The sequence below is a fragment of the Kribbella sp. VKM Ac-2568 genome, from assembly GCF_004345365.1.
GTDB lineage: Bacteria > Actinomycetota > Actinomycetes > Propionibacteriales > Kribbellaceae > Kribbella > Kribbella orskensis.
Map to the genome: position 1 here is coordinate 446,433 of NZ_SLVF01000006.1, position 24,533 is coordinate 470,965.

The 24,533-nt window shown below is 68.5% G+C and carries 24 protein-coding genes; 15 read left to right on the forward strand and 9 right to left on the reverse strand.

Translation table 11 applies throughout. From position 1 onward, the window contains the following. Positions 1 to 9: 9 nt before the first annotated feature. Positions 10 to 981, reverse strand: coding sequence for an LLM class F420-dependent oxidoreductase (locus tag EV648_RS20155; protein ID WP_132293727.1), 972 nt, complete (start codon positions 979 to 981; stop codon positions 10 to 12). Beyond that, positions 978 to 1,940 carry a DMT family transporter gene (locus EV648_RS20160; protein ID WP_241995393.1) on the reverse strand — a complete coding sequence of 321 codons (963 nt, stop codon included), beginning with the start codon at positions 1,938 to 1,940 and terminating at the stop codon, positions 978 to 980. Before EV648_RS20160 ends, EV648_RS20155 begins: the two co-directional genes overlap by 4 nt. A 75-nt stretch (positions 1,941 to 2,015) precedes the next feature. Here EV648_RS20160 and EV648_RS20165 point away from each other — a divergent pair, with 75 nt between their 5' ends. Further along, positions 2,016 to 2,516, forward strand: coding sequence for an Lrp/AsnC family transcriptional regulator (locus EV648_RS20165; protein WP_132293730.1), 501 nt, complete (start codon positions 2,016 to 2,018; stop codon positions 2,514 to 2,516). Between the two features lie 78 nt (positions 2,517 to 2,594). Continuing rightward, on the forward strand, positions 2,595 to 3,806 hold the full coding sequence (locus tag EV648_RS20170) for a pyrophosphate--fructose-6-phosphate 1-phosphotransferase (protein ID WP_132293733.1): 1,212 nt from the start codon (positions 2,595 to 2,597) through the stop codon (positions 3,804 to 3,806). A gap of 57 nt (positions 3,807 to 3,863) precedes the next feature. Here EV648_RS20170 and EV648_RS20175 read toward each other — a convergent pair whose 3' ends face one another. Both EV648_RS20175 and EV648_RS20180 read right to left on the reverse strand, forming a co-directional pair. Further along, positions 3,864 to 4,304, reverse strand: a complete 441-nt coding sequence (locus EV648_RS20175; protein ID WP_132293736.1) for a low molecular weight protein-tyrosine-phosphatase — start codon at positions 4,302 to 4,304, stop codon at positions 3,864 to 3,866. 19 nt (positions 4,305 to 4,323) lie between these two features. Continuing rightward, the gene (locus EV648_RS20180) at positions 4,324 to 4,710 is read right to left on the reverse strand and encodes a phage holin family protein (protein WP_132293739.1); all 387 of its coding nucleotides are present in this window, start codon (positions 4,708 to 4,710) and stop codon (positions 4,324 to 4,326) included. Between the two features lie 123 nt (positions 4,711 to 4,833). On the opposite strand from EV648_RS20180, the gene EV648_RS20185 reads away from it, so the two are divergent. The 8 genes from EV648_RS20185 to EV648_RS20220 are packed head-to-tail and all read left to right on the forward strand — an operon-like array spanning position 4,834 to position 13,932. Next, a complete protein-coding gene (locus EV648_RS20185) occupies positions 4,834 to 6,069 on the forward strand; it encodes a DUF4185 domain-containing protein (RefSeq protein ID WP_132293742.1) in 1,236 nt (411 codons plus the stop codon). Continuing rightward, on the forward strand, positions 6,066 to 6,770 hold the full coding sequence (locus EV648_RS20190) for a FadR/GntR family transcriptional regulator (RefSeq protein WP_132293745.1): 705 nt from the start codon (positions 6,066 to 6,068) through the stop codon (positions 6,768 to 6,770). The genes EV648_RS20185 and EV648_RS20190 overlap by 4 nt, the downstream gene beginning before the upstream one ends. A gap of 52 nt (positions 6,771 to 6,822) precedes the next feature. Then, entirely contained in the window at positions 6,823 to 8,124 is a 1,302-nt protein-coding gene (locus EV648_RS20195; RefSeq protein ID WP_132293748.1) for an ABC transporter substrate-binding protein, read from the forward strand. Beyond that, positions 8,121 to 9,050: a carbohydrate ABC transporter permease gene (locus tag EV648_RS20200; RefSeq protein WP_241995394.1), complete on the forward strand. Its 930-nt coding sequence runs from the start codon at positions 8,121 to 8,123 to the stop codon at positions 9,048 to 9,050. The genes EV648_RS20195 and EV648_RS20200 overlap by 4 nt, the downstream gene beginning before the upstream one ends. Beyond that, on the forward strand, positions 9,047 to 9,871 hold the full coding sequence (locus tag EV648_RS20205) for a carbohydrate ABC transporter permease (protein WP_132293751.1): 825 nt from the start codon (positions 9,047 to 9,049) through the stop codon (positions 9,869 to 9,871). Before EV648_RS20200 ends, EV648_RS20205 begins: the two co-directional genes overlap by 4 nt. 10 nt (positions 9,872 to 9,881) lie before the next feature. Continuing rightward, positions 9,882 to 10,649 (forward strand): SDR family NAD(P)-dependent oxidoreductase, encoded by a 768-nt coding sequence (locus EV648_RS20210; RefSeq protein ID WP_132293754.1) that lies wholly within the window; start codon positions 9,882 to 9,884, stop codon positions 10,647 to 10,649. Beyond that, positions 10,646 to 11,872: an enolase C-terminal domain-like protein gene (locus EV648_RS20215; RefSeq protein WP_132293757.1), complete on the forward strand. Its 1,227-nt coding sequence runs from the start codon at positions 10,646 to 10,648 to the stop codon at positions 11,870 to 11,872. Before EV648_RS20210 ends, EV648_RS20215 begins: the two co-directional genes overlap by 4 nt. Beyond that, positions 11,869 to 13,932, forward strand: a complete 2,064-nt coding sequence (locus EV648_RS20220) for a hypothetical protein (RefSeq protein ID WP_132293760.1) — start codon at positions 11,869 to 11,871, stop codon at positions 13,930 to 13,932. Before EV648_RS20215 ends, EV648_RS20220 begins: the two co-directional genes overlap by 4 nt. 53 nt (positions 13,933 to 13,985) lie before the next feature. On the opposite strand, the gene EV648_RS20225 is transcribed toward EV648_RS20220, so the two are convergent. From EV648_RS20225 to EV648_RS20235, 3 genes are all read right to left on the reverse strand, one after another. Further along, on the reverse strand, positions 13,986 to 14,858 hold the full coding sequence (locus tag EV648_RS20225; protein ID WP_132293763.1) for a dimethylarginine dimethylaminohydrolase family protein: 873 nt from the start codon (positions 14,856 to 14,858) through the stop codon (positions 13,986 to 13,988). A 119-nt stretch (positions 14,859 to 14,977) separates the two neighbouring features. Next, a complete protein-coding gene (locus EV648_RS20230; RefSeq protein WP_132293767.1) occupies positions 14,978 to 15,592 on the reverse strand; it encodes a PEGA domain-containing protein in 615 nt (204 codons plus the stop codon). An 11-nt stretch (positions 15,593 to 15,603) separates the two neighbouring features. Next, positions 15,604 to 17,175: a phage tail tip lysozyme gene (locus EV648_RS20235; protein WP_241995396.1), complete on the reverse strand. Its 1,572-nt coding sequence runs from the start codon at positions 17,173 to 17,175 to the stop codon at positions 15,604 to 15,606. 218 nt (positions 17,176 to 17,393) lie between these two features. Here EV648_RS20235 and EV648_RS20240 point away from each other — a divergent pair, with 218 nt between their 5' ends. The 3 genes from EV648_RS20240 to EV648_RS20250 all read left to right on the forward strand — a co-directional run bounded on the left by EV648_RS20240 (position 17,394) and on the right by EV648_RS20250 (position 20,153). Continuing rightward, on the forward strand, positions 17,394 to 18,062 hold the full coding sequence (locus EV648_RS20240; RefSeq protein ID WP_132293770.1) for a GntR family transcriptional regulator: 669 nt from the start codon (positions 17,394 to 17,396) through the stop codon (positions 18,060 to 18,062). Between the two features lie 162 nt (positions 18,063 to 18,224). After that, positions 18,225 to 19,319 carry a histidinol-phosphate transaminase gene (gene hisC / locus EV648_RS20245; RefSeq protein ID WP_132293773.1) on the forward strand — a complete coding sequence of 365 codons (1,095 nt, stop codon included), beginning with the start codon at positions 18,225 to 18,227 and terminating at the stop codon, positions 19,317 to 19,319. A gap of 99 nt (positions 19,320 to 19,418) precedes the next feature. Further along, positions 19,419 to 20,153: an SDR family NAD(P)-dependent oxidoreductase gene (locus tag EV648_RS20250; protein ID WP_158294027.1), complete on the forward strand. Its 735-nt coding sequence runs from the start codon at positions 19,419 to 19,421 to the stop codon at positions 20,151 to 20,153. Between the two features lie 199 nt (positions 20,154 to 20,352). Here the strand turns inward: EV648_RS20250 and EV648_RS20255 are convergent, their stop codons facing one another. Together EV648_RS20255 and EV648_RS20260 are read right to left on the reverse strand one after the other, a co-directional pair. Beyond that, complete coding sequence (locus tag EV648_RS20255) at positions 20,353 to 20,943, reverse strand: hypothetical protein (RefSeq protein WP_132191651.1); 591 nt, start codon at positions 20,941 to 20,943, stop codon at positions 20,353 to 20,355. Positions 20,944 to 21,433: 490 nt separating this feature from the next. Beyond that, the gene (locus EV648_RS20260; protein WP_132293779.1) at positions 21,434 to 22,375 is read right to left on the reverse strand and encodes an EamA family transporter; all 942 of its coding nucleotides are present in this window, start codon (positions 22,373 to 22,375) and stop codon (positions 21,434 to 21,436) included. Positions 22,376 to 22,672: 297 nt separating this feature from the next. Here EV648_RS20260 and EV648_RS20265 point away from each other — a divergent pair, with 297 nt between their 5' ends. Further along, positions 22,673 to 22,957: a phytase gene (locus EV648_RS20265; RefSeq protein WP_241995398.1), complete on the forward strand. Its 285-nt coding sequence runs from the start codon at positions 22,673 to 22,675 to the stop codon at positions 22,955 to 22,957. Positions 22,958 to 23,356: 399 nt separating this feature from the next. Next, the gene (gene pdhA / locus EV648_RS20270; RefSeq protein ID WP_132293782.1) at positions 23,357 to 24,532 is read left to right on the forward strand and encodes a pyruvate dehydrogenase (acetyl-transferring) E1 component subunit alpha; all 1,176 of its coding nucleotides are present in this window, start codon (positions 23,357 to 23,359) and stop codon (positions 24,530 to 24,532) included. The last annotated feature ends 1 nt before the right edge of the window (position 24,533 follow it).

Here is a 24,533-nt window from a genome sequence, read left to right on the forward strand (position 1 = left end):
ACCTCATCGTCACGCAGAGGTGACGTCCTCGGCGAAACGCTGCAGCGGTTCGTGGTCGTAGGCGACGCCGGGGATGTAGGCGATCACGTACTCGATGCCCGCTTCCTCCAACTGCTCGAGGTGTGCGCTGATCTGCTTCGCGGTCGCGATCGACGCCCGGCCGCCCGGCAATCCACCGCCGGCGCCGATCTCGGTGAACTCGTCGAGGCTGTAGCGGCCGCGCGCCTTCTCCGTCGCGGTGATTGGATCGGCCCCGGCCTCGATCGGGAAGACGTTGATGCTGGTCGACTTCACGATCTCGTCGTAGTCGCGGCCGACCACCTCGCAGTGCTCCCGTAGTACGGACAGCTTGTGCCTGATCGTCTCGACGTTCCCGGTGCCGAAGTTGCAGGCGTCGCCGTACTGCGCGACGAGGCGGAGGGTCACCTTCTCGCCGCCACCGCCGATCCACAGGGGTGGCTTGCGGCGCGGTTCCACGAACGGCTTGTCGACCGAGTGGTACTTGCCTTCGAAGATCACGTCCTCCTCGGTCCAGAGCCGGTGGATCAGTTCGACGGACTCCTTGAACGACCCCATCCGGTCCTTGAGGTCGGTCCAGGGATAGCCGTACGCCTTCCACTCGTGATCCGACCAGCCCGCGCCGAGTCCGGCGTACAGGCGTCCGTGGCTGGCGACATCCACGGTGGCGGCGATCTTCGCGTAGAGGGCGGGGTTGCGGTAGCCGTTGCAGCCGACCATCTGGCCGATGTTCACCCGGCGGGTGTCGCGGGCCAGCGCGGCGGTCGCGGTCCAGGCCTCGAACACCGTCTCGCGCACCGGTTCCGGCACCGTGTGGAAGTGGTCGAACAGCCAGATCGAGTCCCACGGCCCGGCATCGGCCGCGCTGGCAACCGCCGTCATCGCCTCCCACTGCTCGACGGGATCCGCGATCTCGACCAGATCCATCCGCCAGCCCTGCGGTACGAACACTCCGAACCTCATCGCGCTGCGCTCGCTTCCTTGGTCTCTTGGCTCTGCAGTTCTTCCGTACTCCGTCCGCGGCGCCGGGAGATCGCCACGCCGGTCAGGCACAACGCGCCACCGGCGATCGCCAGCCCGGCCGGGGTCTCACCGAGGAACAGCCAGGCGAGCCCGATCGCGACCACCGGCACCAGGTACGTCGTGGCGCCCATCCGGCCGGCACTGGTCCGCCGGAGGGCGAAGGCCCAGGTGGTGAAGCCGAGCGCGGTCGGGAAGGCGCCCAGGTAGACGACCCACCAGATCGCCGAGGCGTCGGCCGTGCGGAGTTCGTCGATCAGCGCGGGGGCGAACGGCAGGCAGACGACCGCGCCGATCGTGCAGGCGAGCCAGGTCACCTGGGCGGCGGGGAGTCTGCTCAGCAAGGGCTTCTGGGTCACCACGCCGACGGCGTACGAGATGGCTGCTGTCACGCAGAGCACGACACCCCAGGTCTCCGCGCGGCCGGTCGAGGTCGACGTACCGATCAGGATGACGCCGCCGAAGGCGACGAGGCTGCCGATCACCAACTGCTTGGGGAAGCCTTCGCCGAGGGTCAGGCCGGCGAGCAAGGCGATCAGCACCGGCGCGATGTGCACGAGCATCGCCGCGGTCCCGGCGTCGAGGCGACGCTCGGCTTCGTTGAGGGCGAGGTTGTAGACGCCGAACCAGAGCAGACCGCAGGCCAGCAGAGGAACCCAGTCGCGACGGCCCGGCCACTGCCGCTGACCGGGTTGCTGTCCTGCCTGCTGTGGACGGCGTCCGAGGAGAAGGAAAGCTCCGAGGAGCACGCTGCCGACCAGGAGGCGAGCCAGCGACAAGGCGCCGGCGGAGAAGTCGCTGCCGACGTGCCGGATCGCCACGAAGGCGGAGGCCCAGAGAACCACCGTCACCGCGGCTGCCCCGGTCGCGAGCAGGCTCTTGGGTTCCATTGGAGTCGTCACTCTGGTTAGCCTAGAAATGGGCTCACTTGTTTCCCATGGCGAAATGACTTGGATGGGCGCCTCATGCTTTCCGGAATGAACGCAGAATCAGCTGCCGGCCTTCAGAGTGAGAAACCGCTACTGGACGAGCTCAACGTCCGGCTGCTGAGGGAACTGACGGACGACCCCCGGCTGCGGACGACCGAGCTGGCCAGGCGACTCGGGGTCTCCGCGCCGACTGTTCGCGAGCGCGTCACGCGGCTGGAGGAGTCCGGCGTGATCCGCGGCTACCGCCTGGACATCGACCCCGCCGCACTCGGGCTACCGGTCGCCGCATGGGTGCGCCTACGCCCCGGTCCTGGTCAGATCCCCCGGATCATCGAGTTGGCCGGCCGTACTCCGGAGGTGGTCGAGTGCCACCGCATCTCCGGCGAGGACTGCTTCCTGATGCGCGTCCAGGTCCACGCCATCTCCGGCCTCGAGGACGTCCTCGACAAGTTCCTGGTCCACGGCCAGACCACCAGCTCCTTCATCGTCTCCACTCCCATCGAACCCCGGCCGGGCCCGCTCCCACCCAATAGCCAGACCGCGGGGTGAACCCCCGACCAGCGTCGGGAGTGGTCTGCATCACTACGCTGGAGGCGACTTCAGCGACCTCCGGAAGGACCCTGACCCATGGCTGCCGACAAGCCTGTCCGCAGAGTTGCCCTGCTCACCGCCGGCGGGCTCGCGCCCTGCCTGTCGTCCGCCGTCGGCGGGCTGATCGAGCGCTACACCGAAGTGGCGCCCGACGTGGAGATCATCGCCTACCTGAACGGGTACCACGGTCTGCTCAGCGGCCGGCACCTCGACGTCACGCCTGAGGTGCGGGCGAAGGCCGGGCTGCTGCACAAGTTCGGCGGCAGCCCGATCGGCAACAGCCGGGTGAAGCTGACGAACACCGCCGACCTGGTCAAGCGCGGCCTGATCGCGGACGGGCAGAACGCCCTCCAGGTCGCGGCCGAGCGCCTCGTCGCGGACGGCGTCGACGTGCTGCACACCATCGGCGGCGACGACACCAACACCACGGCCGCCGACCTCGCGGCGTACCTGCACGAGCACGACTACGACCTGACCGTGGTCGGGCTGCCGAAGACGATCGACAACGACGTGATCCCGATCCGGCAGAGCCTGGGTGCGTGGACGGCGGCCGAGCAGGGCGCGGTCTTCGCCCGCAACATCATCGCCGAGCACAGCTCGAACCCCCGGATGCTCGTCGTCCACGAGGTGATGGGCCGCAACTGCGGATGGTTGACCGCGGCAACGGCCCGGGAGTACCGCGGCTGGCTGACGGAGCAGGAGTGGAGCCCGGCCATCGGGCTGGACCAGAAGCGTTGGGACGTGCACGCGGTGTACGTGCCTGAGGCAACGATCGACCTGGACGCCGAGGCCGAGCGGCTGAAGGCCGTGATGGACGAGAACGACTGCGTCAACATCTTCCTGTCCGAGGGCGCGGGCGTGCCGTCGATCGTGGCCGAGATGGAGGCCCGCGGCGAGGAGGTCGGCCGGGACCCGTTCGGTCACGTCAAGCTGGACACGATCAACCCGGGCGCGTGGTTCGCCAAGCAGTTCGCCGAGCGGATCGGCGCGGAGAAGACGATGGTGCAGAAGAGCGGGTACTTCAGCCGCTCGGCCGCCGCGAACGACCGCGACCTGGCGCTGATCAAGGAGTGCGCCGACTTCGCGGTGGACGCGGCCCTGCGCGGCGAGAGCGGCGTCGTCGGTCACGACGAGGAGCGAGGCGACGAGCTCCGCGCCATCGAGTTCCCGAGAATCGCCGGCGGCAAGGAGTTCGACCCCGCCGTCGACTGGTTCACCGCCCTCCTCGCGGAGATCGGCCAGGCCTGACCTCACCGGACAAACAAGAAGCCCCGAGCCCACCAAAGGCTCGGGGCTCCTGCACGATCAATCCTTCAGCCGCCCGACCCACACATCGGCGGCCTTCTCGATCTGGTCGAGCACGTCGTCGAACCCGCGATCGTCCCCGTAGTACGGATCCGGTACGTCGGTCTCCGCGAACAGTTCCACCGGTACCGCGAGGTCGGCTCCGCCGCGCCGCCGCAGCGCGGAGAGGTGTCCGGAGTCCATCGCCAGCACGAGATCGCGCGCCGCGAACCAGCCGCTGTGGAACTCCTGCGCCCGGTGCGCGCTCCCGTCGTACCCACGCCTGGCCAGCGCGGCCGACGCCCGGTGATCCATCGGGTCGCCGACGTGCCAGCCGCCGGTCCCCGAACTCGTCACCACGAGGTCGTCGATCCCCGCGTCGGCGAGCTTCGCGCGCAGTACCACCTCGCCGATCGGTGACCGGCAGATGTTGCCCGTGCAGACCACCTCGACGTGCCTCACCACTGGCCTCACCACGGGCTCACCCGATCTCGGCCTTGTCCGGCAGCACCAGGTTCAGCAGCATGCCGACGAGCGTGATCACCAGCGAGCCGAGCAGCGCCGCGACGAACCCGTCGACGTGGAACTGCACGTCGAGCTTCCCGGTGATCCACGAGGTCAGCAGCAGCATCAGGGCGTTGATCACGAAGATCAGCAGCCCCAGCGTCAGGATGATGAACGGCAGCGACAGCAGCTTGGCGATCGGCTTCACCACCGCGTTCACGACGCCGAAGATCGCGGCGACGATGAGCAGCGTCAGCACCCGGCGGCCGGTGGTCGCGCCTTGCAGCGTGATCCCGCCGACGACCCAGCTCGCGACGGCCAGCGCGACCGCGTTGGCCAGCAGCTTGATGATCAAGTTCTTCATGCCGTCGATCCTGCCACCCCGGGGTTCAACCACCCCGGGATAGCCGCGCCCGGCGAATAACACCTTGACACGATAATGACCAAGTGATCTGATCATTTTCATTTCCCTGAGGAGGGCGTGAGGATGAGAAACCGCTGGAGCTTTGCGCTGGGCGCCGCACTGCTCACCACTGCGACCGTGGCACCGGGGCTCGCCGCGGCCGAGTCAGGTCCGGCTCCGGGTGTGCCCCGGGTCGGCGCTATCCCCCGGCCTGTCACCTCGGCCGCCCAAGCGCAAGGAGGTCCGGTCGGGAGCTCCGGTCGGCAGGACTGCGCCACGGTGCGAACGCAATGGTCGGCGGAAGCTCGGCCGCAGGCGGACCCGGAGGCTCTGCTGAATGCCTACAGCGACTCGGGCCAGGGCTGGACCGGCGGGGACAGCACCTACTCGGTGAAACTCCCCGGCGGTCGCACGGCCTGGATCTTCTCCGACACCTTCCTCGGCTCGGTCAACCCCGACGGCAGCCGGCCCACCACCACGCCGTTCATCAACAACTCCTTCGTGGTCCAGCGCGGCAACTCGGTCAAGACGGTCACCGGCGGCACGGTGACCGAGCCGACCGCACTGGTCCCGCCGCCCTCGAACGGCTGGTACTGGTTCGGAGCCGCCGGCACCAGCAAGGCGGGCCAGAATCTCGACGTCACCGCCCTGCGGTTCGAGCGGACCGGCACTGGCCAATGGGACTGGCACTGGGCCAGCAACTACCTCGCGCGGTTCGACAGCGAGACGCTGAAGCTGCAGAAGCTGATCCCGCTTCCCTCCGCCGCCAACATCCAATGGTCCGCGTGGTTGCTCCGCGACGGCGGCTACACCTACGTGTACGGCGTGGAGGACCTCGGCGCCTCGAAGTACGAGCATGTCGCCCGGGTCCGTGGTGACGATCTGGCGGCGAAGCCCTGGCAGTACTGGACCGGTAATGGCTGGTCGGCAGACGAGACGGCGTCGGCTCGCGTGCTCGAGGGTGTTGCCAACGAGCACAGCGTGACCCGCTGGGGTGACGGCTACCTGCTCGTCACGCACGACACCACCGAGCTGTTCAGCAAGCGGGTGCTCGGCTACTTCTCCTGCTCGCCGACCGGGCCGTTCGTGAATCCGGTCGAGCTCTACCAGACGCCCGAGACCGGTGCCACCGGCAGCTACGGGGATGCGGACATCATCACCTACAACTCGCACGACCATCCCGACCTGCGGCGGGGCAACCGGCTGCTGGTCAGCTACAACGTCAACAGCCTGGACGCCAACAACGACCTGTACGCCGACGTGAGCATCTACCGGCCCAGATTCGTCGAGGTCGCCCTGACTCAGAGCGGCACCCGATGAGCACGTCCGGTGGCGTCGTACGGCGCAGCCTGCTCGACGACCTGGCCACGTCGATGCTGGCCCTGATCGCCGACCGGCGGTTGTCGTCCGGCGACCAGTTCGAGTCGGTCCGCTCGCTGGCCGACCGGTTCAAGGTCGCCGTACCGACGATCCGGGAGGCGCTGCGCCGGCTGGAGGCCACCGGCGCGGTCGAGTTGCGGCACGGCTCCGGGGTTTACGTCGGCCAGCACATCGGGCGGCTCATCCTGGCCAATCCGCTGGCTCCGACGCCGTCCGGCGACCGCCTGGTGGAACTCCTCCAGGCCCGGGCCCTGATCGAACCGCCGGTCGCCGCCCTGGCTGCCCGGCTCCGCAGCGAGGACGCGCTGGAGCGGATGGACGGCCACCTGGCCGCGGCCGAGGAGCTGATCGCATCCGGCGATCACGCCGGCCTCGCCGAGGTCAACATGGCGTTCCATCGGTCGCTCGCCCAGGCGTCCGGGAACGCGACGCTGGCCGAGGTGGTCGAGTCCGTCACCGTCGTCAACGTCCGCGAACAGCTGGAGATACTCCACATCCACGGTGATCGGCAGACCGATCTGCAGGAGCACCGGGCCATCCTCGAGGCGGTCCGGGCCGGCGATGCCGAGCTCGCCGAACGCCTCACCCGCGAACACCTGGACGGCGTCCTCGCCGTCATCGAACGTGCCGCCCACCCCTGACCGGGGCGGTGGGGTGGGGGCAGAAATGACACTGAGCTGAGAGGGACGCACCATGTCACGCAGTACGTCGCACAACCATAAAACGAAGGCGCTGACCGCACTGGTCGTGGCCGCCGCGCTCGCCCTGACCGCCTGTGGTGGTGGTGGAGCTGGTGACTCCGCCGCCGGCAAGGGTGAGGACAAGCCGGTGGACTCGCTGAAGTTCTACAACGACAAGGGCGGCTGGAAGGACGCCTTCGTCCAGGTCGGCGCGGCCGGCAAGAAGGACATCGGAGTCGGCATGGAGCCGGTCGGCTACTCCGACTCCAACGCCTACACCGCGTTCATCCGGTCCTCGTTCCGGACCAAGGAGAAGGCGGACCTGTTCACCTGGCACACCGGCAAGGAGCTGCAGGACCTGGTCGACCAGAAGCTGGTCGCCGAGACCACCGACCAGTGGACCAAGGCGATTGCCGACGGCAACGTACCTGAGCAGCTGAAGCAGTACTTCACCTACGCAGACAAGCAGTACTGCGTGCCGCTGAACGCCGGCTACTGGGTGATGTACTACAACAAGGCTGTCTTCAAGAAGGCCGGCATCACCCAGAACCCGAAGACCTGGCAGGACCTGCTCGCCGTCGCCGACAAGGTGAAGGCGGCCGGGGTGAAGCCGTTCTACCAGACCAACATCCTGTTCAGCTTCGTCTGGTTCGAGACGCTGCTGGCCGGCAAGGACCCGGACCTGTACGACGCCCTGGCCGCGGGCAAGGCGAAGTACACCGACCCGGGCGTGGTCGAGGTGATGAACGAGTGGAAGAAGATGATCGACGCCGGCTACTTCAGCGACCCGGGCTCGAAGACCGAGCCGCAGGCGCAGCTGAAGAGCGGCGACGTGGCGATGATCAACTTCGGCACCTGGTTCAGCGGCAACCTGAACACGCTGAAGATGAAGGCCGGCACCGACTACGACTTCTTCGTCATCCCGAATGTGAACCCCGCGCTGCCGAAGACCTCGATGATCTTCGAGACCGGCCCGGTCTGCTCCGCCGCGCAGAGCGACCACGCCTCCACGGTGAAGAAGTGGACCGACTGGTGGGTCACTCCGCAGGCGCAGACCGCCTGGGCGAACTCCCGTGGCGACCTGTCGTTCAACCCGAAGGCCGAGGTCAAGGACCCGGGGCTGGCCGCGCTGAACAAGGATGTCGGCGGTGAGGGCTACCGGTTGATCAACCGCTGGTTCGAGGCCACGCCGGTACCGGTCGCGAACAAGGCGCTCGAGGTGTTCGGCGCGTTCGTCACCAAGCCGGGCGACCCGATGCCGGGCCTGCAGAAGATCCAGGCCGAGGCGGACGCCTACTGGGCCAAGCAGAAGTGACCTCCTCGACCATCGAGCGGCCGGCGCCGGTCAAGAACCGCGCGTCCAAGCAGCGGTCGGCGCGGACGGGGGCCGGGTCGGCTCCGCTGTTCGGGCTGCCGGCCGCGGCCGTGGTGGCTCTGCTGCTGTACCTGCCGTTCCTTTGGACTACCTATGTCAGCTTCACCGACTACGACGGGCTGGCCTCGCCGGTCTGGTCCGGGCTGGCGAACTACAAGGCGATGTTCAGTGACCCGGATCTGATCGGGGCGCTGGTCAACACGCTGCTGTGGGTCGTCGGCATGGTGACTCTCCCCGTGGTGCTCGGGCTGCTGATCGCAGTACTGACCTATGGGCATCGGTGGGGGACCTGGCTGCGGCTGCCGTTCCTGCTGCCGTACGCGATCTCCGGTGTGGCCGTCGGGGTCATCTGGGGATTCGTGCTGCAGCCGGACGGCGCGCTCGGGCAGGCACTCGGGTACTTCGGGCTGCCCGGCGCGCACACCGGCTGGCTGCAGGCCGGTCCGGGCAACACGCTGATGATGGTCGTGGCCGTCACCTGGCAGGCGGCCGGCGTGAACGCCCTGCTGTTCGTGATCGGGCTGCAGTCCATCCCGGCCGAGCCGCTGGAGGCCGCTCGGCTGGACGGCGCGGACGGGTTCAGGTTGTTCCTGCATCACCTCTGGCCGCAGCTGCGACCGATCACCACGGTCGTCATCGGTCTGTCGATCGTGGGCAGCCTCAAGACGTTCGACGTGGTGTGGGTGATGACGCAGGGCGGTCCCGGGACCTCGTCGGAGACGCTCGCCCTGTCCATGTACAAGGAGACCTTCGTGCTGAACGACTACGGCCAGGGCGCGGCGATCGCGTTGTTCCTCAGCCTCGTCACGTTCGCCGCGTCGATCCTGTACCTGCGCTACCAGCTCTCGGACGGTGACTCGCGATGAACAAGACCTCGTCCGGTCCGGTCCGGACGGCGATCCTCGTCGTCCTCGGGTTGATCTGGCTTGCACCGGTGTACCTGCTGATCGTGAACGCGTCCAAGGCAGTCGACGGGTACGACGCGGCCTCGGTGTGGAAGCCGTCCGGGTTCTCGCTGTTCGCGAACTTCGGGGACGCCTGGGAGAAGGCGGCGCTGGGAGACACCCTGGTGGCGACGACGCTCTACAGTGTGGTCGCGCCGGTGCTCGCGGTACTGATCGGCGCGGCCGCCGGGTACGCGATCGTGGTCCTGCGGCTGCGGCGCGGGTTCCTCTGGTTCGTCTTCATCTTCGGCGGCACCATCTTCCCGCTGCAGATGATCCTGATGCCCTTGTTCTCCGGCTTCGCCGACTCGGGGCTGTACGACACCCGGGTCGGCATGATCATCGTCTACACGGCGATCAGCGTGCCGTTCTCGGCGTTCGTGATGCGCAACTTCTTCACCGGGATCGCCCGGAGCGTGTTCGAGGCCGCGATCGTCGACGGCGGCGGGATGTTCCGGATCTTCCGCAGCATCTACCTGCCGATGGCGGGCAGTGCGCTGGCAGCCATCTTCATCCTGCAGGCCACCTTCGTCTGGAACGACCTGCTGCTCGGTCTGACGCTGAGCCAGTCCGAGTCGGTGCGGCCGATCATGCCCGCGCTCACCGGGCTGCAGAGCACGTACGGCGGCGCTGCCCTGCCGACCGTCCTGGCCGGCGGGCTACTGGTGTCGCTGCCGACCGTCGTGCTGTTCCTGGCCGCCCAGCGGTTCTTCTCCCGAGGCCTCGCCCTCGGCCAGTTCTGAAAGGACATCCATGTCAGAGGGACCACGCACGGTGGTCGTCACCGGTGGCGCCGCCGGCATCGGCCGCGGCGCGGTGGAACGCTTCGTCGCCGGTGGCGACCAGGTCGTCGTACTCGACCGGGACGCCGACGCACTGGCCGCCCTCGAGGGCGAGCTTGGCGTCCGTGGCATCACCGTCGATGTCGGCGATCGGGTAGCGCTGGCCGCGGCTGCCCAGCAGGTCGAAAGCGTCGACGCACTGGTGTGTGCCGCGGGCATCCAGCGCTACGGAACGGTGGTCGACACACCTCCCTCGGTCTTCGACGAGGTGATCGCGGTCAACGTCGGCGGCGTGTTCTTCGCCTGCCAGTCGTTCCTGCCACTGATCCCGCGCGGCGGCAGCGTGGTGGTCGTCGCGTCGGTCCAGGCGTACGCCGCGCAGCACGACGTCGCGGCGTACTCGATGGGCAAGGGGGCTCTGCTCTCCCTCGTCCGGGCCATGGCCGTCGACCATGCCGCCGAGGGCATCCGGGTCAACGCGGTCTGTCCGGGGTCGGTGGACACCCCGATGCTTCGGACGTCCGCGGCGCAGTTCAGCGGCGGCCGGTCGACTGATGACGTGGTCGCGGAGTGGGGTCGCTCGCATCCGCTCGGCCGGGTGGCGACACCGGGCGAGGTGGCCGAGGTCATCCACTTCCTGGCCTCCCCGGCGGCGGCCTTCGTCACCGGTGCCGACGTGAAGGTCGACGGCGGGTTGACCGCTCAGTTGGCCGTCGTTCTGCCGGAGGACGGGCGATGAAGATCGTGGATGTCCGGGCGACGACGGTGACGATGCCGTTGGAGGCGCCCCTGCGGCACAGCAACGGCGCGCACTGGGGACGGTTCGTGCGGACGGTGGTCGAGATCGAGGCCGACAACGGGCTGATCGGCCTGGGTGAGATGGGTGGTGGCGGTCAGAGCGCCGAGGACGCCGTCGCCGGCCTGAAGCCGTATTTGCTCGGCCATGACCCGGCCCGTACCGAGGCCTTGCGCTGGATGCTCGCGAACCCGACCGCGAGCCTCTACAACAACCGCACCCAACTGCTGGCGGCGGTGGAGTTCGCATGCCTTGACCTGCAGGGCCGCGACCTCGGAGTACCGGTGCACGAACTGCTCGGCGGGAAGGTCCGGGACAACGTGCCGTTCGCCAGCTACCTGTTCTTCCGGCATCCGGCCGACGACGGTACCGGCGAGATCCGTAATGCGGACCAGTTGGTGGAGCATGCTCGGGCACTGGTCGCCGAGCACGGGTTCAGCGTGCACAAGCTGAAGGGCGGGGTCTTCCCACCGGACTACGAGCGCGACTGCTTCCGGGCTCTGGCCGAGGCGTTACCCGGGCACCGCGTCCGGTTCGACCCGAACGGCGCCTTCGGGGTCGAGGAGGCGATCCGCTTCGCCCGGGGCATCGAGGATCTCGACAACGACTATCTCGAGGACCCCACCTGGGGGATGAACGGGATGCGCCGGGTGCGGGAGAACACCTCGATCCCGCTGGCCACCAACACCGTGGTGGTGAACTTCGAGCAGCTGGCCGCGAACGTCCGCGATCCCGCCGTCGATGTGATCCTGCTGGACACGACCTTCTGGGGCGGGATCCGGGCCTGCGTCAAGGCGGCCGGGGTCTGCGAGACCTTCCAGCTCGGCGTCGCGGTGCACTCGTCGGGCGAGCTGGGCATCCAGCTGGCCACCATGCTCCAGCTCGGCGCCGTCGTACCGAACCTGTCCTTCGCGGCCGACGCGCACTATCACCACCTGCGCGACGACATCATTGCCGGCGGCAAGCTTCCGTACGTCGACGGCGCGATCGCCGTACCGGACGGACCGGGGCTCGGCATCGAGCTGGACCGCGACAAGCTCGCCGAGTACGCAGAGCTGTTCCGCGAGCTCGGCCCGTACCCCTATGACCGCGACCCGGCCCGGCCCGAGTGGTACCCGCTGCTGCCGAACACCGACTGGGCCGACCCCACCGAAGGACTCCGATGACCAGCACCGCCGTCCCCCGCAGTACGGACCTGTCCAGTGACGTGCTGACCCACACCTACGACGACATGTTCAACCCGCCCGGGCTGACCAACTTCCTCGGCACCGCGCAGGTCGACCTGGACGTGTTCGCCGTCCGCAGCATCAACTTCCCGCCGTACTCGCACGGCGACACCATCACCGGCCAGCTGTACGTCGACGGACGACTGGCCCGCTCGTACGGCGGCCAGGTCGAGGTCGTCTGGCGGCCCGACCAGGTGGTCCGCAGTACCCGGATCGACGGGTTGTCGCTGCGCAGTACGACCGCCTGCGCGCCGGGTCGCCCCGCGGTCGTCGTACAGCTCGAGGTGGAGGGGGAGCCCGGCCGGGAGGTACGGATCGGCTTGGCACTGGCCAGTACGGCCACCCGGTCGCCGAGCGGCTGGTTGAGGCCGGAGCCGCCGTCGGAGCCGAACACTCTCACGGCCTCCGATGGCCGAGTCGCCTTGGTCGGAACCGGTGAGTCGGGCAGTGCGGTCAGCCTGCAGGGTCTCGACGTAGCTGGCGAGGTGCGCGGGCAGTCGATGGTCGAGGCGTCGGTGACTCTGGATGAGTCCGGCCGGACTCGGCTCGGTTATGTCCACGTCCTGGCGGGCGACCCTGCTGAGGCGACCAAGCATTACGACGCCTGCCTCTCCGACGTGGCCGCGGTCATCGCGGCAGCCGAGGAGACATGGGACAAGGCGCTGGCGGATGCATTCGATCCGGACAGCGACGGCTTCAGCGGCTCGCTGCCGATCCTGGAGACCTCGAACGAGGCGCTCCGGAAGCTCTACTGGTGGGGCGTGCTCGGCGTGGTGTGGTTCCGCCGCGACAACCCCGCCAGCGTGATCGGCCGGACGTACGACACCCTGATGCCGCGGTACTGGCAGACCACCACCTTCATCTGGGACTACAGCCTCTCCTCGTTGACCCACGCGTTGCTCGACCCGGTGCCGATGCGCCGGCACATCGAGCACTGGATCGACCTCGACACCCACGCGCACTTCGGCACCGAGTGGCTCACCGGCGGCCCGGTCGGCCAGTGGTACTCGGTCAACGATTTCGCGATGACCCGGCTGGTGCGGGACTACGTCAGGTTCACCGGAGACCAGGAATTCCTGGCCGCGGAGGCCGGCATGGACGCCAAGCGCAAGCCGGTGGCCGAGCACCTGCACGACTGGGCGACCGCGTGGCGCGGGCTGCGGAAGGACCACGCGCTGGCCGACTACGGCGGCATCGACAACCTGCTCGAGTGCGTCAGCAGCTACGTTCACGAGGTTGCCAGCTTCAACGCGGCGAACGTGTGGTGCCTGCGGGTGGCGGCCGAGATCGCGGAGCAGGCCGGAGACCTGGACCGGGCCGGGCTGCTGCGCAAGGAGGCCGACGAGCAGGCAGGTCACGTCAACGAGCTGTACGCCGAGGGGACGGGCTTCTGGCATGCACGTCAGCCCGACGGCACCCTGCTCCCGGTCCGCCACTGCTACGACTTCAACCTCATCGGTACAACGATGGCCGAGGACCTGTCGGAGACCCAGCGGGCCGAGATGGTCGAGTTCTTCCAGCGGGAGCTCCAGACGCCGACCTGGATGCGAGCCCTGTCGCCGTACGACGCGGACGCCGCCTTCAGCCTGCGGCCCGACCACCAGTGGAACGGCGCCTACCCGGCCTGGCCTGCCGATGCCGGCCGGGCGCTGTTCGCCCTGGGTCGCGGTGATGTCGCGCTGGACTGGCTGCCGGGGTTGGCGAAGACCGCGAACCAGGGCCCGTGCGGTCAGGCGCACTTCGTCGAGGAGGCAGTTCCGGCGATGGCCGGTGGAGCCCGCAAGTCCCCGCCGCAGTTCCCGTACCTGATCGACTGGTCCTGCTCCTCGTCGGGCGCGTGGGTCAGCCTGGTGCTGGAGGGCGTGTTCGGGCTGAAGATCGGCCTCGACGGCACCGTCCAGGCGAATCCGCAGATCGCCGCGCTGGACCCGGATGCGCGCCTCCGGGGCCTGCGAGTGGGCTCACACACGTACGACGTCACCGCCGCCGGCCTTTCGTAATACAGGGAGCTGACCGCCGGGCGTTGCGCCCGGCGGTCAGGTGATGGTTGTGGTCAGGCCGGGAGGACTACCTCGCCGCCGGCGACCGTGGCGGGGGTGAGGTCGAAGTCGAGGGGGTTGGTGAGGCAGCGGGCCGAGCCGCCGCCTTTGTGGAACTCGGTGAGGTCCAGGACGACGACGCGCAGGCCGAGGCCGGTCAGGATCTCGCGCAGCCGCGGCGAGCAGGCGGGCATGATGATCGTCTCGTTCACCACCAGCGAGTTGCCGCTGAAGGCGAAGGCCTCCTCGTCGGTGAGCACGATCGGCTCCGGCACGATGCCGAACAGTTCGGCCTGGCTCGCCTCGTCGAAGGCCGGCGGGTAGACCATCGCGTGGGTGCTGTCGACCGGGCAGAACGGCAGGTCCAGGTGGTACATGCCCTCGTGCGCGATCCGCAGGCCGCGGACGCGGATGTTCCACTCGGTCGCGAGGTGCTTCAGCGCGTCCGCCTCGGTGCGCGGGCCGTAGCCCACCACCAGACTGTCGCCGAACGCGAAGGCGTCGCCGGACTCGAAGTGCGGGCCGACCCCCTCGCCACCGGTACGGCTCAGCCGGAACCCGTGCCCGGTGAACCAGGCGGCGGCGCTGACCGACTCCTTGCGGCGCGGCTCGAACCGCATGTGCGAGAGCATCGCGCGGCCGTCGGCGGCGCCGAGGCCGAGGTTCATCGCGTAGACCATGTCGGGCGAGTCCTGGCGCTGACCCAGCACTTCCACCTCGCCGCCGGCGTCGACGATCGCCTGCCGCAGGGACTCCCATTGCTTCAAGGTCAGCTCGGGGTCGGGTTGGTCCTGGGTCGACATGTACGGATTGATCACATAGTCGATCCGGAAGTGGTCCGGACGGACCATCAGATAACGGCGACCCCACCCCAGCGACTGACCCATGAACCACCTCTGAGACTCGGATCAGCATTGACTGATCCCCTGATTGTCCGACAATCAGTCAGTGTGCAGTTCAGCGCGGTCGCCGTCAACACGGCTCCGCTACTCGGTGGGGTGGATCGCTACTTCGTCGTGTAGATGATGTCGAGGGTGTCCGGATCGTAGCCGTGGCCCTCGATCCACTGGAGCGCCTTGGTCTTTCCCTCGGGCGAGAACACCTGGATCTTGAGCGAGATCGCCTCGGGGTTGTCCGGGTCGGACTTGGAGGCCTGGTACGTCGCCTTGAACCCCGGCCCGATGTACGGAAGCTCCCGCATCACCGGGTACTTCGCCTGCAGCCGCTTCTGGATCTCGTCGTACCGGCGGCCCGCCTCGGCCTCCGCCTCCAGCGCCTGCTCCGGGTTGTTCTGCACCCAGGTGCGCCCGGCCGGCCCGTTGGAGTAGAGGTACATCTTGACCTTGAGCGGGTCGCCGCCCTTCGCGGTCACCGTCTGGGTGTAGCTCTGGAAGCCGTCCCGTGAAGCCGTGAGCGTGTGCTCACCGGACTTCACCTTGACCTCGCCGTTCGCCGCGATCTGTTGGCCGTCGAGCGTCAGGGTCAGGTCGTTCGGGATCGACTGGATCGTCAGCTTCGACTGAGACCCGCCACGGAAGACCAGGTAACCGCCGATCACGACCACCAGGATGACGACCACGACCCCGCTGAGCAGCCAGAGCCGGGGGCTCTCCTCTTCCATCTGTCCTCTCCTCAGCTCTTCGGGGTGGGCGGGTTCTTCAGGCGGGCGGCGGCGAACTGCTGCCCGATCGAGTAGGTGTTGCCGGCCTCGGGCACGTGGCCGTGCAGCGAGGCGGAGGCCGCGTTGTAGCCGTTGAACTCGCCGACGAACAGGTATGTGTGCCCCGGTCCGATCAGGATGTCACCGGGTTTCAGCTGATCCTCGGTGATGTCGTCGAACACGTCGTACTTGCCCGAGTTGCGCAGGTAGTTCTCCTGGACGCCCGTGGTTCGCGTCGGGTAATCCGGGTCGGCGCCGCTCATCCGCATCACGGTGGCAACGAAGACGCCGCAGTCGGAGAACGGGTCGTCGCCGGTCGAACCGTTCCAGTCCGGCATGGCGCGCTGGTACTTCTCTGTGGCGTCGCCCTCGTCCTTGCCGTGCCCAGGGGTATCCCAGGCGAGCATCTTCGCGGTGGCGACGATGTCGCCGTTGCCCGCCCCACAGCCGCCGGCCGGGGCGTCTCCGCCGCCGAAGGTCTCGAACACCTCGCGAGCGGTGTTCTTGCGCTCGGTGTAGCGCGGGTTGCTCAGGTCGTTCGAGCCGGCGAAACGCTCGAAGTACCGGCCGAAGGCGACGGCGGCGTCCTCGACCGACTGGGCCGCCTTGACCTGTTGTCCGGCCGGGCCTTCGGCCAGTGGGCCCTCACCCTCGAGCTGTTTGCGGAGGAACTCCAGCTGCCACTCGAGCGACTCGACCTTCGCCTCGTCGTTGCTGGTGGCCTCCATCGACGGGTTGATCATCTTCCCGGCCGGCGTCCACTGGACGATGCCCCAGCCGAGCGAGCTGCCCCGCGCCTCGGACGGGTGGGTGATCTGGCCCGGCGGGGTGTTCTGCAATCGGGCCGGCTCCACGCTCGACTCGTGGATCATGTTGCCGACGATGCCGGCCGCCTGCTCCTTGGAGTAGCCGTTCGAGGCGAAGAAGTTGAACGCCTTCTCCTGGTTGTTGCCGCCGACCAGCGGGCCACCGCCGCACGAGCAGGTCGACGTCCCGGTCGTCGCATCCGCGCCGACCGAGTCGGTCGGGTCCTGCGGCTGCAGCGCACCGGTGCCGTTCTCGCCGGTGCGGACCCGCAGCTCGAAATGCAGGTGGTCGCCACGCAGACCCGGCGCGCCCTCGGTGCCGGTGCCCGACTTGCCGATCTCCTCGCCACGGGTGACCTTGTCGCCGACGCTCACGCTCTTGGACTCGAAGAACTCGTACCAGGTCTCGACGGCGGCGTCCTGGTGGCGGATCTTGATCCAGTCGCCCTCGGTGGAGACGACGGTGCCCTCCTCGGCGGCCATCACTTTGCTGCCCTTGGCAACTTCGTAGTCGAGGCCGGTGTGCTTCTCGGGCCCGTCGTCGTCCCAGCCCTGGGCCGCCTCGTGCTTCTCCGTCGGCCAGCCGAACGCCGCGCCCTCGGTCCCGCCGGAGTTGCACTCCGCGGCGTTGCCGAGCGAGCCCATCGCTGTGAACAGCATCGCGATCACGATGATCAGCGGCAGCATGAGGAAGAAAGCGACGCCACCGATGATCGGCAGGGACTTGCCTTCACCCACGGCTTCCTCCTCGTTCGGTCGGCGGCTCTCCCGCGGTGGGGGGAGAGGGCGGCCGCTGACGTCTCGGTACAGACTGCCGGAAAACCGGCTCATCATGTCGCTGGTTATCCACAGGTCGACCGGGGTGGTGGGGTGGCGGAGGCGTCAGGTTGCCGCTCACGCCGCGCGGCAACCGGGCCACGCGCGACAACGGACCCCGACTGAACGAGAATCTCCCCATGTACGAACGGCTGCGGGTGGACCGCTCGACCACGGTGGACCGGGTCGTGGACGCGCTCCGGGCCGCCCTCTTCGCGGGCGACCTCGAACCGGGCACACCGTTGCGCGAGCAGCCGCTGGCCGAGGCGCTCGGCGTGGCGCGCAGTACGGTCCGCGAGGCGATGACGATGCTGGTCACCGAGGGACTCGCCGTCCGCGAGCCGAACAAGGGCGTCAGCGTCGCGATCCTGCACCCGGCCGCGGTGGCGGACATCTGCCGCGCGCGCTTCGTGCTCGAGTCGGCCGGCATCCGGGCCTGGTTCGACGCCGACGAGGTCGCCCGGGAGCGGGTCCGCGCGGCGATGCGCACCTTCGCCGCCACCGCCAAGGAAGGCGCCGACCCAGAGGCGATGACGGAGACGCATCTGGCGATCCACCGCAGCTTCGTCGCCCTGACCGGCAGCGAGCGGCTGACCGCGACCGCCGACTCGATCACCGGCGAGGCCAGGCTCGCGCTCGCCCGGGTCGACGCGCTCCGCCAGGATGCCAAGCAGCAGGTCGCCTCCCACCGCAAGCTCGTCCGCCTGCTCGAGAAGGGCGACCTGGACGAATGCGTCGAGGAACTCCGCCGCCACCTCGCAGGCGCCGAGGAGTCCCTCCTCGAAGCGATCGCCACCCCACCGTCCTGATCCACGCGTGTGGTCAGCGTGGGCTGGGAAGGGTGGACGAATGGACGGGTATCTGGCTGATTTGGTGGCTGGGTAACCCGCTCGGGTAGGGCCTGATGGACAAATTGTCCACCGCTGTTCGGCGGGGTTCTACGGTGGCGGGGGAGGGGCTAGCCTGCGGGCATGACCCCTGACGATGAGGTCCGCTTCCGTTCCGTGCTGGATGATGTCGCGGCCTACAAGCCGGGCAAGCCCCCGGAGCGCACCGACGGCCGGCCGACGTACAAGTTGTCCAGCAACGAGAACCCGTACCCGCCGCTGCCCGGGGTACTGGCTGCCGCGACCGAGGCCGCGGGGAACATGAACCGCTACCCGGACATGGGCGCGCTCGACCTGCTCGAGGCGCTGTCCGAGCGGTTCGACGTGCCGGTGGACCACCTCGCACTCGGCACCGGTTCGGTGGCCGTGCTCTACCACCTGCTGCAGGCCGCCTGCGCCGAAGGTGACGAGGTCGTCTACGCGTGGCGCTCCTTCGAGGCCTACCCGATCGCGGTCCAGCTGACCGGCGCGACCTCGGTGCAGGTGCCGCTGACCGAGGACGCCCGGCACGACTTCAAGGCGATGGAAGCCGCACTGACCGACCGGACCCGCGTAGTCCTCGTCTGTACGCCGAACAACCCGACTGGCCCGGTGGTACGCCGGGACGAGCTGCTGGCGTTCCTCGACGTCGTACCGCGCAACGTTCTCGTCGTCGTGGATGAGGCGTACCGCGAGTTCATCCGCGAGCCGGAGGCGATCGACGGTACGGAGATCTACCGGGACCGGCCGAACGTGGTGGTGCTGCGGACCTTCTCGAAGGCGTACGGCCTGGCGGGCTTCCGGGTCGGCTACGCGATCGGGCATCCGCCGGTGATCGTCGCGATCCGCAAGTGCGCGTTGCCGTTCGGCGTCAGCGAGGTCGCCCAGGCGGCGGCGATCGCCTCGCTGCAGGCCGAGGACGAGCTGCTCGCGCGGGTCGACGACCTGGTGACCGAGCGCACCCGTGTCCTCGGCGAACTCCGCGGGGCCGGCTGGGACGTCCCCGAGACCCACGCCAACTTCGTCTGGATGCCACTCGGCGAGGACACAGTCGCGTTCGCCGAAGCGGTCCAGGCCGAAGGAGTCTCCGTCCGCCCCTTCCCCGGCGACGGTGCCCGGGTAACCATCGGCGAACCCGAAGCCAACAACCTCTTCCTCGAAGTAGCCTGCGCCTGGCACCAGGGCCGCAACCCCGAGTAACCCACCTCAAGCGCACCCAGAGCACCCGCCTGCACAGCCCGCCCGTCCGCGCGCCGAGGTCGGTGCGTGCGAGGGTGGGGTGGATGGAGGGAGTGGCTTGTGAGTGATCTGGTGTGGATCTCGGGGGCTTCGGGTGGGATCGGGGCTGCGTTGGCGGCGGGGATGCCGTTTGCCGGGGCTCGGGTGATCGATCTGTCGCGGCGGGGTGGGACGGTCGAGCACTTCAAGGTGGATCTTGCTGACCCCGGTGAGTGGGCGCGAGTGGAGGAGCACTTCGCGGCTGAGGCGGCGGGCTTCCACGGCGAGCGGATCGTCTTTGTGCACAACGCCGGGACGATCGTGCCGATCGGGCCGGCCGAGTCAGCGGACAGCGAGGCTTACACGCGGGCAGTGCTCCTGAACTCCGCGGCGCCGCAAGTCCTCGGCCGGGCCTTCCTCCGAGCGACCGCCGGGCTCGACTGCGAGCGGCATCTGGTGATGCTGTCGTCCGGCGCCGCGAAGACGGCGTACCCGGGCTGGTCCCACTACAACGCCGGCAAGGCCGCGCTCGAACACTGGGTCCGCACGGCCGGCGCCGAGCAGGCCCTCAAGTCCGAGTCCGGCGAGCGAGTTTGCCGGGTGATCGCGGTGGCGCCCGGGGTGGTCGACACGGCGATGCAGGACGACATCCGCGCAGTGGACGAGCAGGCGTTCCCGGCCGTCGAACGCTTCCGCGAGCTCAAGCGCACCGGCACTCTCGTCACCCCCGAGCAAGCAGCCCGAGGCATCTGGTCCCTCCTCGACCGCCCCCTCGACAACGGCGCAGTCCTGGACCTCCGCGATCTCCCCGCCTGAGCCCTAGTGCGTGAGCGGACCCGGACATGAGTTCGCCCGGCCCGTGCTGGGACAGGGGCCGGGCGAACCGGCTGCAAGAGAAGCGGCACCGGGAAGGAGTGAGGCTTACGTCCCGATGCCGCTTCAAGGTGGTGCTACCGGTTCAATCGCCCCACCGAGGCGATCAGTCCGGTGTCCTGCATCACTGACCAGGGAGGGGTCAGTTGTTCTGCGAGGAGTCCTGCTCGCAGGTCTTCAGCAGGTCGGTGCTGTTGCCGTCGTTGCCGATGCCCAGGATGCCGGACAGGTCGCTGATCGGCACGTTGCCGCCGACACCGTTCACCGGGACCTCGTTGTGGCAGACCTGGAACGGGCCCACGTTGTTGCGGCTGACCGACACCAGGCCGTCGTCGCCGACGCGGTACCACTTCGAGCCGTTGGCCTGCTTCGAGTCCTGCTCGCAGGTCTTGACGGCAGTCGCGCTGTTGCCGTCGTTGAACAGCCCAACGATGCCGACGATGTCCGTGACGGGCACGTTGCCGCCGACGCCGTTCACCGGGACGAAGTTGTGGCAGGCCTGGAACGGACCGACGTTGTTGCCGTCGATGGCAACGAGGCTGCCGTCGTCCTTGACCCAGGACCAGTGCTTGCCACCCTGGCCGTAGCCCTTGCTGGCCAGCGAGGCGGCGTCAGCAAGGCCGCTGGTGGCCTTGGTGTCGTCGACCATGTTCGCGCTGACGACGGTGGCCAGGCCCAGCGTGGCAACGGTCGCCACAGCCGCTGCAGCGGCGATCTTGCGTGTTACCTGCATTATGCGAGGTTTCCTTTCGGGTTTGACGGATTCGTCTTAGTGGGTAACGACGCCTACTGGGGTGGGTTACAAATTTCTTCGGCACTTTTTTCGTTCAGGCAGGAATCCCGTGGCCGGCCATAATGATCAGGTGATGGGTTCGCTTCCGCGACAGGTTTCTGTTCCTGACCAGGCAACTTGCCGCCGATCGGGCCTGTGGAGTTCATTGCTAATGGCCCGTAACCGATCCGCGACTTCGTCGTTGTCTGATCGCGGGTGACGCACGGCTGCTGATTCGGTGGTCACATTTCGGCGGGCTCGGTGGCCGCCGGAATGGCATTACCATGATGAAACGGATTGTCACGCATCATTGCCGTAGTTTCGCGCGCCGTGCTTTTCGGGTCGCGGCGCCGGCCCGGCACACAGACCCGCTGCCGCGCGCATCGGCAGCGGTGGGAGCCCCGGGCGCCCCATGGGAGCCCGGGGTTCTTCCTTTTCCAGGCCCGCGCGACTACGACGTACGGCGGCGTTCGGCGCTGACCACCAGGGCCACGCCGAGGACGACGACCGCGCCGCCGAGGAGGATCTCGGCGGTGACCCGCTCGTCGAGGATCAGCCAGCCGAGGAAGACGGCGACCACCGGGTTCACGTAGGCGTAGGTGCCGATCAGCGAGATCGGGGCGTTCGCCAGCAGGTAGGAGTAGGCGGAGTACGCGAGCAGCGAGCCGAAGGCGACCAGGTAGGCCAGCGCGATCCAGCCCTTCGTGTCGATCGCGCCGAGGTGGAGCCGCCCGGGCTCGCCCCGCAGTACGCCGATCAGGACCATCGCGGTACCCCCGATCGCCATCTCGTACAGGGTGGCCACCAGCGGGTCCTTCGGCAGACCGAGGCGCGGCGAGAAGCGCGAGCCGACCGCCCAGCTGATCGTGCCGAGCACCAGGATCGCGACCGACCACGGCTTCGCGCTGGTATCGCCGCCGGACAGCGCGAGCAGAGCCGCCCCGCCGAACCCGATCAGTACTCCGAGCCAGGTCAGCGGGCGCGGACGTTCACCGCCGCCGACCCGGAGCAGCATCAGCCACAGCGGTACCGCGGCGATCAGCAGCGCGGCCAGTCCCGACGGCACGGTCTGTTCGGCGATCGCCACCGCTCCGTTGCCGAAGGCAAGCAAGAGCAGTCCGACCACGCCGGCGCCGAGCAGTTCGCGCCGGCTGACCCGCAGCCGGCTGACGCCCGACCTCAGCGCCAGGAACCCGGCGAGCAGCAGCGCGGCGACCAGGAAGCGGGCGGCCATCCCGAGCATCGGCGGGATCTCGGCCTCGACCACCACCCGGATGGCCAGGTAGGTCGAACCCCACACGACGTAGACGACCGCGAGGGCGGACCAGATCATCGCGCTCGACGCGGGACGGCTCCCGGCCTCGGGCACCACTGCTACCGGCGCGGCCGCCATCGATCATCCCCTCTGCGTCATGGGTGTAATGCACAGACGATGCTGACACTAACTCCGGCCGGGTCGCGCCCACAAGCGGTTTCCGGCCACCCGGGCGATCAGATCCCGCCACCGGGTCCCGCAGATCCCGCCACCGGGCCCGCTCGGTTCATCTGAACGTCAACCTCCGGCCATCGGAGTCGAGCGACGTCCTCGGCACGCTGAAGAACGGCGGCCTGACCGCCTTCGACCTCAGCGGCAAGGAACTGCAGCACATCGCGACCCCGCCCGCGCCGACCCCGCACACCGAGCCCGGCGGTGCACCTCAGCGCGGACGCGGAAGGTCTCACCATCGCCTACCGCGGCGGCGCCAAGACTCTGTACGCGTCGAGCCAGGGCGACTCCACCTTCGCGGCCTACCGAATCGCGCCGAAGGGCCTGGAGTACCGGGCCGGGTTCCAGGTCGTGGACGGCAAGGCGGCGGACGGCGTACAGCACAGTGACGGCGCGGCGGTGACCACGCAGTCGCTAGGTTCTCGCTTCCCGCACGGCCTGCTCGCTGTGCATGACGGTGAGAACACGCTCGGTGACGGCGACCGATAGGGGACCAACTTCAAACTGGTACGGCTCGAGGAGGTGCCCTGATCGGTACGCAGCTGTGACACATCTCGCACGGATCCCGTCGATGGCGTCACATCGGCGGGATTCAGGCGTGCGGACAGGCCTCGACCTGACCACTGAGTGGACTGGTGTCTCAGCGCGAGACGCCACCCGGTACCGGCGTACAAGTCCGCGTCCAGACAGTTAGCGGATCAACCAACCGGCTGGGTACGGTGTCCGGCAAGATGGGCAGTGATACCAGTGAGGAGGTTCACTGCCGAGCGGTGTGCATCAACCTGGATCCACGCGGTCCTGCCTGCGAAGCCTCACCCGGCTGGCTGGGCCGGGACCCGTGCAACGTTGCGGTCGCGGCGATCCCGCGCTCGAACCCGAGGAGTGCATGTGAGTGAGTCGGTGCCGGGCATTGCCCCGGAAGTGTTCGCGCCCGTGAAGGCGCCCGTCAGTCCCACCCAGGCCTCCGAGGAGGTCGAGTTCGTCCAGTTGCTGACGCCCGAAGGTGAGCGCGTCGAGCACCCGGACTACTCGTTCGACCTCGACGACGAGGCGGTCAAGGGGTTCTACCGGGACATGACCCTGGTCCGCCGGATCGACACCGAGGCGACCGCCCTGCAGCGCCAGGGCGAGCTCGGCATCTGGGCCTCCCTGCTCGGCCAGGAGGCCGCGCAGATCGGCTCCGGCCGCGCGCTGAACAAGAAGGACATGGTCTTCCCGACCTACCGCGAGCACGGCGTCGCCTGGTGCCAGGGCGTCGACCCGCTCAACCTGCTCGGCCTGTTCCGCGGCGTCGACCAGGGCGCCTGGGACCCGCGCGACAACAACTTCCACCTCTACACGATCGTGATCGGCGCCCAGACGCTGCACGCGACCGGGTACGCGATGGGCCAGCAACGAGATGGCGCAGTCGGCGGCGACCCTGACAATGACACGGACGGCGAGGCGACGATCGCGTACTTCGGCGACGGCGCCAGCAGCCAGGGTGACGTGAACGAGGCCTTCATCTACGCCTCCGTCTTCAACGCGCCGGTGGTCTTCTTCTGCCAGAACAACCAGTGGGCCATCTCGGAGCCGATCGACCGGCAGACCCGGATCCCGCTGTACCAGCGCGCCGCCGGCTTCGGCTTCCCCGGCGTCCGCGTCGACGGCAACGACGTACTGGCGACCTACGCGGTCACCCAGCAGGCGCTGAAGCGGGCCCGCGAGGGCAGCGGCCCGACGCTGGTCGAGGCCTACACCTACCGGATGGGCGCCCACACCACCTCCGACGACCCGACGAAGTACCGGCTGTCCGAGGACCTGGAGTACTGGAAGCTCAAGGACCCGATCGAGCGGGTGAAGGCGTACCTGACCCGCTCCGCCGGTGTCGACTCCGACTTCTTCGACGCGATCGAGGCGGAGGCGGACGGGATCGCGGCCCGGCTGCGGGAGGGCTGCCTGTCCATGCCCGACCCGACGCTGACCGACTTCTTCGACCACGCGTACGTCGAGCAGACCCCGCAGCTGGCGGAGCAGAAGGCGCAGTACGCCGCCTACGCCGCCTCGTTCGAAGGGGAAAACTGAG